Source organism: Bacteroides sp. AM41-16, assembly GCF_003603495.1.
Lineage (GTDB): Bacteria > Bacteroidota > Bacteroidia > Bacteroidales > Bacteroidaceae > Bacteroides > Bacteroides uniformis.
In genome coordinates this window covers 1-12,023 of sequence record NZ_QTNE01000038.1, presented here as the reverse complement: position 1 = coordinate 12,023, position 12,023 = coordinate 1, and the positions used below count along the sequence as shown (strand labels likewise).

General features: G+C 52.5%; 9 protein-coding genes and 1 pseudogene. 6 read left to right on the top strand and 4 right to left on the bottom strand.

Translation table 11 applies throughout. The features are described 5' to 3' along the window. Window positions 1-38: 38 nt before the first annotated feature. From DW896_RS21060 to DW896_RS21045, 4 genes are all read right to left on the bottom strand, one after another. Window positions 39-797, bottom strand: a complete 759-nt coding sequence (locus DW896_RS21060; protein ID WP_243634833.1) for a DUF1837 domain-containing protein — start codon at window positions 795-797, stop codon at window positions 39-41. A gap of 52 nt (window positions 798-849) precedes the next feature. After that, entirely contained in the window at window positions 850-1,053 is a 204-nt protein-coding gene (locus DW896_RS21055) for a helix-turn-helix transcriptional regulator (protein ID WP_002561006.1), read from the bottom strand. Window positions 1,054-1,243: 190 nt separating this feature from the next. Continuing rightward, window positions 1,244-1,549: a helix-turn-helix domain-containing protein gene (locus DW896_RS21050; protein WP_002561005.1), complete on the bottom strand. Its 306-nt coding sequence runs from the start codon at window positions 1,547-1,549 to the stop codon at window positions 1,244-1,246. 31 nt (window positions 1,550-1,580) lie between these two features. Then, window positions 1,581-1,880, bottom strand: coding sequence for a helix-turn-helix domain-containing protein (locus DW896_RS21045; RefSeq protein WP_019131010.1), 300 nt, complete (start codon window positions 1,878-1,880; stop codon window positions 1,581-1,583). 280 nt (window positions 1,881-2,160) lie between these two features. Here DW896_RS21045 and DW896_RS21035 point away from each other — a divergent pair, with 280 nt between their 5' ends. From DW896_RS21035 to DW896_RS21010, 6 genes and pseudogenes are all read left to right on the top strand, one after another. After that, window positions 2,161-2,517 (top strand): helix-turn-helix domain-containing protein, encoded by a 357-nt coding sequence (locus DW896_RS21035; RefSeq protein ID WP_002561004.1) that lies wholly within the window; start codon window positions 2,161-2,163, stop codon window positions 2,515-2,517. 3 nt (window positions 2,518-2,520) lie between these two features. Then, the gene (locus DW896_RS21030; protein WP_004291454.1) at window positions 2,521-2,871 is read left to right on the top strand and encodes a helix-turn-helix domain-containing protein; all 351 of its coding nucleotides are present in this window, start codon (window positions 2,521-2,523) and stop codon (window positions 2,869-2,871) included. Window positions 2,872-2,891: 20 nt separating this feature from the next. Beyond that, window positions 2,892-4,460, top strand: coding sequence for a DUF3945 domain-containing protein (locus DW896_RS21025; RefSeq protein ID WP_002561002.1), 1,569 nt, complete (start codon window positions 2,892-2,894; stop codon window positions 4,458-4,460). 61 nt (window positions 4,461-4,521) lie between these two features. Beyond that, window positions 4,522-6,609, top strand: a complete 2,088-nt coding sequence (topB, locus tag DW896_RS21020) for a type IA DNA topoisomerase (protein WP_002561001.1) — start codon at window positions 4,522-4,524, stop codon at window positions 6,607-6,609. Between the two features lie 239 nt (window positions 6,610-6,848). Continuing rightward, window positions 6,849-7,301, top strand: a complete 453-nt coding sequence (locus DW896_RS21015; protein ID WP_002561000.1) for a DUF1896 domain-containing protein — start codon at window positions 6,849-6,851, stop codon at window positions 7,299-7,301. After that, window positions 7,291-11,982 (top strand): annotated as a pseudogene (locus tag DW896_RS21010) (N-6 DNA methylase); the annotation flags it as partial. The gene DW896_RS21015 and the pseudogene DW896_RS21010, both read left to right, overlap by 11 nt. Window positions 11,983-12,023 lie beyond the last annotated feature (41 nt).

Genomic DNA, 12,023 nt, shown 5'->3' with positions numbered 1-12,023 from the left:
CGTAAAGCTGCTTAGCCATTATCTCAAATTTTAACGAACTATTGATTTTTATACTCATCACTCATTTCAGTAGTACTTGCTGTTATCTGGCATTCATGTAATAAAAGAATAGGTATATGTAGTTTGGGTTTTATTTCGTCAATGGAAGTATTCTCATCGAAACATTCTTTTATCTTTTTAAGTAATGTTTGGTTTTCAATTTGTTTATCAAGTTCATTGAGATTGGTCATTATTCCGCATTCCTTTTTCATAATAGGTTTGCGCAACATTTGTTCAACAGAATTTATTGGTTCGTATAATCGCGCATCCTCAAGAGAATTATAAAATTTAGCTTCTCCTAACCAAAGTTGAAAGCCTCCATTTGGGTCAATTACAATGTGTACAGAATCAGAGCCCTTTGCATTATCATTATCATTCTGTTTATAAAAAATTTTAGGTATTGCAGATAAGGCTTTATAATGGTTCTTCATTATGCCATATAGAATAATTTCCGCTATTTCACTTCCCTTTCCATTCTGCTCTTTGTCAACAAGTCGTAAATGTTTGGCAGCCTCAATAAGCCTACCGTAATCATTATCTATTAATTTCTCTCGTTCTTGTGCAGACAAAGCTGTTTCTGCAATATTACTGAAAACAAATTCTTTGAATTGACGATATCTCCAACTGCCATCTTCAAAGCCATTAGCAACTGATAATAACCTGTCATTATGATCTGGATTTATTTCTTGCTTTTTTGTATTAAAATTAACAAAACAATCATCAACTAATATATCAAAATTCCAAATTTTATTGCTCATACACTTTATTTACATGCTTAAAAATGGTGAAACATCTATATTCCTTTAGATACTATTTTTTTGTATGACAAATAAGTTCATGAACATCAACATCAAGCAAATTTGCAATACGAACAAATGTGTACAAATCAGGTTGAGAATGATTATTACACCATTTAGATACTGTTGCAGGATCTTTCTGTAATTGTTTTGCCAACCATTTGCTCATAACTCCTTTTTCTGATAGTACATTTTTAATGTTGTTTAAAATTGCCATTACAATTAATTTTTAGATTGCGTTAAATGCAAAGTTACAACTTTTTATTAACTATATGAATTTCTAACGATAGAAATTGGTTGGATCAATCAAAAAACTGGTTTTAAGGTCATTAAAACACCCAAGTATATAAAAAGTAAACGGGCAGCACCACAAAATGTCGCCCGTTTCCTTTTTCATGTTGGCCGCCTCACTCCAGCGGCTTGCGGTAGTTCGCTTCCAGCACCTCGCGCAGCCCCGTTTCCGGGTAAAGCACCTTCCCTCCCAAAAGTATGAAGGACAACACGCGGTTGTTGCGGTATTCCTGCAAGGTGCGTCGGCTGACACGGAGCAGTTCCGCCACCTCACCGTCAGTCAGGTAACGTTCCCCGTCCAGCGGAGGGCGGTAACTTTCCAGAAATACAGACAGCCATTTCGAGCCTTTGCGCATATCCTGCATCACAGAGGCTATCGGCTCGTCTTCCATCGTAAAAACATCGTTGGTCTCGTTCATCATAACTTCGGATTCAGTGGGTGAATAAATCAAATCATCTGCCGTGCGAATAGAGCGTGCCGATAAGCGGTATCAACCTCTTAACCTCCTCCGGCTTGTAATAGAACCTGCGGTTTATCTGCGAGTAGCCGATAAGCCGCCTGTCGCGCAGCGTCTGCAACGTGCGCGGGCTTATTCTCAACTGCCCGCAGACCTCCTCGCCCGTGAGCCATCTTTCCATGCGCCCCGTGTCGCTTTTGCGCCTTAGGGCGGCGACCTTCTCCGAGAGTGCGCCGAATGCCGCCACCATCATCTCGAAAGTCTTTTTCTCGATAGATACTATTTCCATATTCATGCAATTATCGGTTTGCCCGCAAAGGTAACGATGCAGCCCTTAACACGTACCGTTTTCCGCTGAAAGGCTGCCTGTTGCACCGTTTGACCGGGTTACGGAGCCATCTTCCGTAAAAATCTTACGTGAGTCACGTAGTGAGTTGTTAAAGCCCCTTTTGTTTATTGCCGAATTTTGTCGCAGAAACATAGAGCAAGCCGAGTGTAGAGCGTCAAACTTGCTTGAACGGTATGCCGAGGCGCAGCCTATGTTCATGAAAATAAACAAAAATAAAGGACTGAATATGAAAGTGATAACGATGGAAAGTTCTGCCTTCCGGTCATTGACGGAACAGATAGCGGAGATTGCGGCACACGTCCGTGCCGCCTCCGGCGACAAGAAAGCGGCATCGCCCGACAGGTTGCTCACCACACGCGAGGCGGCGCACCTGCTTAACGTGAGTACCCGCACCCTCCAGCGTATGCGCAGCGAGCAACGCATCGGTTATGTCGTGCTTCGCGGTAAATGCCGCTACCGGCAGTCGGAAATAGACCGCCTGCTTGAAGCGTGTGCCGTCAACGAGGACGCGGCGACACCGCAGGAATTGAAACGCAACCACACGCTGCGCACTGGCGGCAAACCAAAAGGAAGGAGGACATAGGTCATGGAACTGCTCACACGAAACAACTTCGAGGGCTGGATGCAGAAGCTGATGGAACGGCTCGACCGTCAGGACGAACTGCTGCTGGCGATGAAGGCTGAGGGGAAACAGCCTACTATCACGGAAAGCATCCGCCTTTTCGACAATCAGGATTTGTGCATGCTGCTCCAGATAAGCAAGCGCACACTGCAACGCTACCGCAGTGTCGGCGCATTGCCCTACAAGACACTGGGCAAGAAAACCTATTACAGCGAGGAGGATGTGCTGACATTCCTTTCCAACCATATCAAGGACTTCAAAAAAGAAGATATAGCCTTCTACAAGGCTCGTATCCATAATTTCTTTCATAAATAACCCATTAAAACATTTTTCAAATGGCAAAGAAAAAAGACGAAAAGGACGTGCTGGTAGTCCGTGACGAGAAGACGGGCGAGATCAGCGTGGTAGCCGGGCTGAATGCAGACGACACACCCAAGCGTACCCCTGCGAAAGCTGAGAACGCGCAGAGTTTCCTGCAATTCGACCGACACGGCGACGTGCTGGACAACTTCTTCAAGAACTTCTTCCGGCAGTGCAAGGAACCCAGCCGCTTCGGTTTCTACCGCATCGCGGCAGACCAAGTGGATTCCATGCTTGGCGTGATGAAAGACCTGCTTCAGCATCCGTACCAGAACAAACAAATCCTTGCACCGCACAAAATCGACACCTTCCCTTATCAACAGCAGGTGCAGGAAGAGATGGCGGCACAAAAGACAGAGAAACAAGAACCTCAAAAACAGGAAAACATGGAACAACAGAAAGAACAGCAGGAAAGCCCGCAACAGACGCAGGGCAGACAGGGCTACCAACCCATCAACGAGAGCAAAATCAACTGGCAGGAGCTGGAGGACAGATGGGGCGTGAAGCGTGACGACCTTGAAAAGTCCGGAGACCTTACGAAGATGCTCCACTACGGCAAGTCCGACTTGGTAAAGGTCAAGCCCACCTTCGGCGGCGAATCATTCGAGCTGGACGCCCGCCTCTCCTTCAAGAAGGACGGCGAGGGAAATGTCAGCCTCGTGCCGCACTTCATCCGCAAGGAGCAGAAGTTAGATGAGTACAAGGAACACAAATTCTCCGACGATGACCGGAAGAACCTGCGCGAAACGGGCAACCTCGGCAGGGTCGTGGACATTGTGGACAGGGAAACGGGCGAAATCATCCCCTCCTACATCAGCATCGACCGCAAGACGAATGAAATCACGGACATTCCGGCAAACAAGGTGCGCATCCCGGAGCGCATCGGCAAGACGGAAATCACCAAACAGGAGCAGGACATGCTCCGCGCCGGACTGCCCGTGCGCGACAAGCTCATCGAGCGCAACGACGGCAGGAAGTTCGTCACCACCCTTCAAGTGAACGTGGAGCAGCGCGGCGTGGAGTTCGTGCCGGGAACCGGAAGGTCGCCCCGTACCGCACAGACGCAGGAAGCCAAAGGTGACACCTCGAAAAGTCAGGCGCAAGGCGGGGAAAATGCCGCACAGACCAAGAAGGAGCAACGCCGCAACACGTGGATGAACGAGGACGGCAGCATCCGCCCCATCAGCAAATGGAGCGGCGTGAACTTCACCGACAAGCAGAAAGCCGACTACGTGGCGGGTAAAGCCGTGAAACTGGAGAACGTGACCGACAAGCAGGGCTTCCATGCCACGATGTATATCAAGTTCAACCCGGAGAAGGGCCGCCCGTACCGCTACGAAACGAACCCCGACAACGCCCAGCAGGTCGCCCCGTCCAACGAGAGCCGCACACAGGTGGCGGTGAACAACGAGGGCAAAACCAACGAGGCGACAAAGAACCTGAAAGAGCCTTTGCAGAAAGGTCAGACCGCCCCAAAGGACGACCGCCAGCAACAGCAGCAGGAGAAGCCGAAAAAGAAGAACAACAAAGGCATGAAAATGTAATCCCGTGTCCGCCACTGAATCCAAAATAAAATCCAAAGTATCAACAAAAAAGCAAGAAAACATGAAGACAATCATTGCAGAAAAGCCCTCCGTGGCACGTGAAATCGCCCGCATCGTGGGCGCGACAAAGAGAGAGGAAGGATATTTCGAAGGAGGCGGCTATGCCGTGACATGGGCATTCGGACACCTCGTTCAGCTTGCCATGCCCGACGGCTACGGCGTGCGCGGATTTGTCCGTGACAACCTCCCGATTATTCCCGACACATTCACGCTCGTCCCCCGTCAGGTCAGGACGGAGAAAGGTTACAAGCCCGACAGCGGCGTGGTGTCGCAGATAAAAGTCATCAAAAGACTGTTCGACACAAGCGAACAAATCATCGTGGCGACCGATGCCGGACGCGAGGGAGAGCTTATCTTCCGCTACCTCTACCACTATACGGGTTGCACCACTCCTTTCGTGCGTCTGTGGATCAGCTCGCTCACCGACAAGGCTATCCGTGAGGGACTGCGCAACCTCGAAGACGGCAGCAGGTACGACAACCTATACCTCGCCGCCAAAGCGCGGAGCGAATCCGACTGGCTCGTGGGCATCAACGGCACTCAGGCGTTATCCATAGCCGCCGGACATGGCACGTATTCGGTGGGGCGTGTGCAGACACCCACGCTGGCGATGGTGTGTGAACGCTATTGGGAGAACCGCCGTTTTACGTCCGAAGCATTCTGGCAGCTCCATATCGCAACAGACGGTTGCGACGGCGAGGTCGTGAAACTCTCATCCTCCGAGAAATGGAAGTCGAAAGAACCGGCAACGGAGCTATATAATAAGGTAAAGGCGGCAGGCAGCGCAACGGTAACGAAAGCAGAGCGTAAGGAGAAGACGGAGGAAACTCCCTTGCTGTACGACCTGACCACGCTCCAAAAAGAAGCCAACGCCAAGCACGGCTTCACGGCGGAACAGACGCTTGAAATCGCGCAGAAGCTCTACGAGAAGAAGTTGATAACCTATCCGAGAACGGGAAGCCGCTACATCCCCGAAGACGTGTTCGCTGAAATCCCCAAGCTACTCGCCTTTATCGGCACGCAGCCCGAATGGAAAGACAAGGTGCGGGCAAAAGCCATCCCGACACGCCGTAGCGTGGATGACGGCAAGGTAACAGACCACCATGCCCTGCTCGTCACGGGAGAGAAACCGCTCTTCCTCTCCAAAGAGGACAGCACCATTTATCAGATGATTGCCGGACGAATGATAGAGGCATTCTCCGAAAAATGCGTCAAGGACGTGACTGCTGTCACGGCAGAATGTGCCGGAGTGGAGTTCACCGTGAAAGGCAGTGTCGTGAAGCAAGCCGGATGGCGTGCCGTCTATGGCGAGGAAAAGGAGGAAACTACCATCCCCGGCTGGCAGGATGGCGACACGCTCACGCTGAAAGCCACCTCCATCACCGAAGGAAAGACCAAACCCAAGCCGCTGCATACCGAAGCCACCCTGCTCTCGGCAATGGAAACAGCGGGCAAGGAAATTGAGGACGACGCGCTGCGGCAGGCGATGAAGGACTGCGGCATCGGCACTCCCGCCACACGAGCGTCCATCATCGAAACGCTTTTCAAGCGCGGTTACATGGAACGCTGCAAGAAGTCGCTTGTTCCCACCGAAAAGGGACTCGCCCTCAATTCCGTGGTGAAGACGATGCGCATCGCCGATGTAGCCATGACGGGCGAATGGGAAAAGGAACTGGCACGTATCGAGCGCGGGGAACTGCCCGCCGACACTTTCCGCAAGGAGATAGAGGCGTACACACGGGAAATCACCTCCGAACTGCTCTCGTGCGACAAGCTCTTCGGCAGCCGTGATTCCGGCTGCGCGTGTCCCAAGTGCGGCACGGGCAGGATGCGGTTCTACGGCAAGGTGGTACGTTGCGACAACACGGAGTGCGGACTGCCCGTGTTCCGGCAGAAAGCGGGACGCACCCTGTCCGACGACGAAATCAAAGACCTGCTCACCGACGGGCACACCAAGCCGCTCAAAGGCTTCAAGAGCAAGCAGGGCAAGAACTTCGATGCCATAGTCGCCTTTGACGGGGAATATAACACGACGTTCGTGTTCCCGGAAAAGAAATGCAAGTCTTCCTATCCGAAAAAAAGGAAATAATCACTAACTTTTGATAAGTTAGGCTGCATCTCAACAATAGAAACAAACAAGTTTTTTTCGTATTGTCTTCGATTTGCACTAACTTTGCCACTTGTTCAGAGTAATGAATTGTTCTTCGATACCGGATTACACTCATACTTTGGATTTAGTGGTGGCACTCGGAGGGATACCGAGTGCCTTTTTCTTCCTTTTTCCAATCAATTATCCCGTTAAATATCAATCCACTAAACTCCAAAGTAATGAACAACAAGAAGAAAAACGAGGGTCAGACCGACTTTTCCTATTACGGTCTGTACCTGCTGGACTACCTCCGCACGAACAAGTTTGAACAGGCGACTGACACCGCTTTCATACGGGAACGGGCCGACCGTGCCGCCGAAACGTATGAAAAGGCGCGGCTCGAAGGCTATCCCGCCGATGGCGCGCAAGAGCAGGCGATGGACACGCTGCTGCGCGGGCTGCGCTATTCCCGGTACGCCATTCTCCGTGAAGTCGTGGAGAGCGAGTTTTTCGACGAAGTGCCGGAAGAGAAACAAGAAGCCTTTATTCTGAAACTCATGCCGCTTGTCGGCAACGTGTTCTCCGTCTATGACCTTTCGGACGACAACTTCGCCCTGTCTTCCGATTACGACCTGCTCTACACGGAGCTGACGGGGGCAACCGTCCTTTACATCGGGGAATATGGCGTTTAACCGCAAACAGAAACTGCGGGACAACATCGAGGCGATACGGACGGCATTCATCCTTGACAGGGAAAACAGGACAGCGACAACCGAAGAGCGTGCCATACTTCAAAGGTACTGCGGTTTCGGCGGTCTGAAATGTATCCTCAACCCTGCAAAGGAACTGACGGATGCCGTCCGGTGGGCGAAATCCGACCTCGAACTGTTCGCCCCGACAGTGGAGTTGCACAGGCTTATCCGTGAGAACAGCAAGGACGAAACAGAGTACAAGCGGTTTGTGGATTCGCTGAAAGCGTCCGTGCTGACCGCTTTCTACACCCCCAAAGAGATAACCGACACCATCGCGGACGTGCTGGCAGATTACAGCGTCCGCCCCGCCCGTATGCTCGAACCGTCGGCGGGGGTTGGCGTGTTCGTGGATTCCATGCTGCGGCACAACCCCAATGCGGATGTGATGGCTTTCGAGAAGGATCTGCTCACGGGTACAATCCTGAGGCATCTCTATCCCGGCAAGAAAACGCGCACCTGCGGTTTTGAGAAAATCGAAAGACCGTTCAACAATTATTTCGACTTGGCGGTGTCCAACATTCCGTTCGGAGACATAGCCGTGTTCGACCCTGAGTTTCAGCGGAGCGACTCATTCGGCAGACGCTCCGCCCAGAAAGCCATCCACAACTATTTCTTTCTCAAAGGACTGGATGCCGTGCGTGACGGCGGTATCGTGGCGTTCATCACCTCGCAAGGGGTATTGAACAGCACCAAGACCTCCGTGCGTAACGAGCTGTTCAGTAAGGCTGATCTGGTATCCGCGATACGCCTGCCCAACAACCTGTTCACGGACAACGCGGGGACAGAAGTGGGCAGTGACCTGATTGTCCTGCAAAAGAACCTCAGCAAGAAGGAAATGTCGCAGGACGAGCGGCTGATGACCGTAATACAGACGGACACGAAAACCGACCTGACCGACAACGCCTATTTCATCCACCACCCGGAACGCATCGTGCATACGACGGCGAAACTTGACACCGACCCATACGGGAAGCCCGCTATGGTCTATCTGCACGAGGGCAAGGCAGCAGGCATCGCCGGGGATTTGCACCGTATGCTCGACGAGGATTTCCATTACAGGCTCGCCATGCGTCTGTATTCGGGTTCAATCCGGCAGTCGGGAACGGAAGAAAAAGTTACCGTTCAAAAGGAGGTGGAGCGTACTGCCATAAAGATGGAAACAACATCTTCGATGCAGGCGGTGGAAACTCCGACGGAGAAACCGCAACCCACAGAGGAAAAGCCGGAGATAGAGCCACGTCCGAAATATTCTGACGGTGTGCAGCTATCCTTGCTCGATCTCTGGGGGATGACGGAAGAAGTCAGCCAACAACCGAAAACCGCCAAAAAGAAAAAGGAGGCGAAAAAGGAAAGCTCGGCAAGGCGCGTTCTACCCAAGCCACAGGTGCATGTCACACAAAATGTTACGGCTGTGCCGACGGCTACCACCCCTAAGACTGTAACAGAGAACAAGGAGGCTAAAACGGAGAACACCGCCAAGCCTGCCGACCCGGACGACATCTATGCCACGTTGGACTGGGATACCAATCCTCCCATCAACGGCTTCTACGAGATGATGATGGATTTGACGCCGGAACGCAGGAAGGAACTTCGGGAACTGGCAAGGCAGCATAACGAGAAACAAGCGGCGGCGGAAAAGATGGAAGTGAAAGCCGTGCCGGACACTCCCCGTGAGCAACCACGGCAGGAGGAAACACAGCCGGAAGCAGTCACCGCACCTGCCGTTACAGATACCCCACCGGAAGCGGTGGCGACCTCCCTTTTCCCCGACATCGAAGCGGAGAAGCCGAAGGAAGAAGTCGTGGACCTTTCGCCGCGTGCCTACCACCGCACGCCGGAGATGCACCTGCGCGAAGGGTCGCTGGTGGCTGACAGGGGGCGTCATAACATCGGCTACCTGAAGGACATCACGCCATACGGGGCGACATTCCAGCCGCTCGACCTGAAAGGCTACCAGAAGGAGAAGGCGTTACAGTATGTTTTACTCCGTGACGCCTACGAGCGGCTGTACCGCTATGAATCGAACCTGCATGAAGCAAATGTCCCGTGGCGAGAGCATCTAAACACCTGTTACGATGAGTTTGTCATGCGCTACGGCAACCTCAACGCCAAGCAGAACGTGAAGTTAGTGATGATGGACGCGGGCGGGCGTGACATCCTTTCGCTGGAACGGGCGGAGAACGGGAAGTTTGTCAAGGCGGACATCTTCGAGCGTCCCGTTTCCTTCTCCGTGGAGAGCCATGCCAACGTCGGCTCACCCGAAGAAGCACTGTCCGCGTCGCTCAACAAGTTCGGCACTGTCGATCTCGACTATATGCGGGAGATAACCGACAGTACGGCGGAGGATTTGCTCACAGCCCTGCAAGGGCGCATCTATTACAATCCGCTCGTAACCGGTTACGAGATTAAGGACCGCTTTATTGCCGGAAACGTGATAGAGAAAGCGGAACGCATAGAGGCTTGGATGGGCGAAAACCCCGAAAGTGAACGTATGCCGGAGGTGAAGCAGGCGTTGGAGGCTCTGAAAGATGCCGAACCGCCGCGCATCGCTTTTGAAGACCTTGATTTCAATTTCGGGGAACGCTGGATTCCGACGGGTGTCTATGCCGCCTACATGAGCCGGCTGTTCGACACGGAGGTGAAAATCGCCTACTCTGCAAGCATGGACGAGTTTTCGGTGGCGTGCGGCTACCGCACCATGAAAATCACGGACGAGTTTCTGGTGAAGGGGTATTACCGTAACTATGACGGCATGCACCTTCTGAAACACGCCCTGCACAACACCTGTCCCGACATGATGAAGTCCATCGGCAGGGACGAGCATGGCAACGACATCAAGGTGCGCGACAGCGAGGGAATACAGCTCGCCAACGCCAAGATTGACGAGATACGAAACGGCTTCTCCGAATGGCTCGAAGAGCAGTCGCCACAGTTCAAGGAGCGGCTGACGACGATGTATAACCGCAAGTTCAACTGTTTCGTGCGCCCGAAGTATGACGGCTCGCATCAGACTTTTCCCGACCTCAATCTGAAAGGGCTGGCAAGCCGGGGCATCAGGAGCGTCTATCCCTCGCAGATGGATTGCGTCTGGATGCTGAAACAGAACGGCGGCGGAATTTGTGACCACGAGGTTGGAACCGGCAAGACGCTGATAATGTGCATCGCCGCGCATGAAATGAAGCGTCTGAACTTGGCGCACAAGCCGATGATTATCGGGCTGAAAGCCAATGTTGCGGAGATTGCCGCCACCTATCAAGCGGCATATCCCAACGCGAGGATTCTGTACGCTTCGGAGAAAGACTTTTCGACCGCCAACCGCGTGCGTTTCTTCAACAACATCAAGAACAACGACTACGATTGTGTCATTATGTCGCACGACCAGTTCGGCAAGATACCGCAGTCGCCGGAGTTGCAGCAGCGCATCCTGCAAGCGGAGCTTGACACGGTGGAGGAAAACCTCGAAGTGCTGCGCCAGCAGGGAAAGAACGTATCGCGGGCGATGCTGAAAGGTCTGGAGAAGCGCAAGCATAACCTTGAAGCGAAATTGGAGAAGGTGGAACACGCCATAAAGTCACGCACGGACGACGTGGTGGACTTCAAGCAGATGGGCATCGACCACATTTTCATTGATGAATCGCACCAGTTCAAGAATCTGACTTTCAACACGCGCCACGACCGTGTGGCGGGATTGGGGAACAGCGAGGGAAGCCAGAAGGCACTGAACATGCTCTTTGCTATCCGCACCATACAGGAGCGCACGGGCAAGGACTTGGGGGCGACCTTCCTCTCCGGCACGACTATCAGCAACTCGCTGACTGAGCTGTACCTGCTGTTCAAGTACCTGCGCCCGAAGGAGCTGGAACGGCAGGACATTCGATGTTTTGATGCGTGGTCGGCGATATTTGCCAAGAAGACAACGGATTTTGAGTTCAACGTGACGAACAACGTGGTGCAGAAGGAGCGTTTCCGCTACTTCATCAAAGTGCCGGAGCTTGCCGCCTTCTATAATGAAATCACGGACTACCGCACGGCGGAGGATGTGGGCGTGGACCGTCCCAACAAAAACGAGATACTGCACCACATACCGCCCACGCCGGAGCAGGAGGACTTCATACAGAAGCTGATGCAATTCGCCAAGACGGGCGACGCCACCCTGTTGGGCAGACTGCCGCTTTCGGAAACGGAGGAAAAGGCGAAGATGCTTATCGCCACGGACTATGCCCGGAAGATGGCACTCGACATGCGCATGATAGACCCGCATTACGAAGACCACCCCGACAACAAGGCGAGCCACTGTGCCAAAATAATCGCGGAGTATTATCAAAAATACGACGCGCAGAAAGGCACGCAGTTCGTTTTCTCTGACTTGGGGACTTACCAGCCGGGCGATGGGTGGAACGTCTATTCGGAAATCAAGCGCAAACTGACGGAGGACTACGGCATACCGCCAAGCGAGGTGCGCTTCATTCAGGAGTGCAAGACCGACAAGGCTCGGAAGGCGGTGATAGATGCCATGAACGCCGGGACGGTGCGTGTGCTGTTCGGCTCCACCTCCATGCTCGGAACGGGTGTGAACGCACAGAAACGGTGTGTGGCAATTCATCATCTTGATACGCCGTGGGTGCGACATGAAGTCGCATAGATAATTGTTGGAATGATACT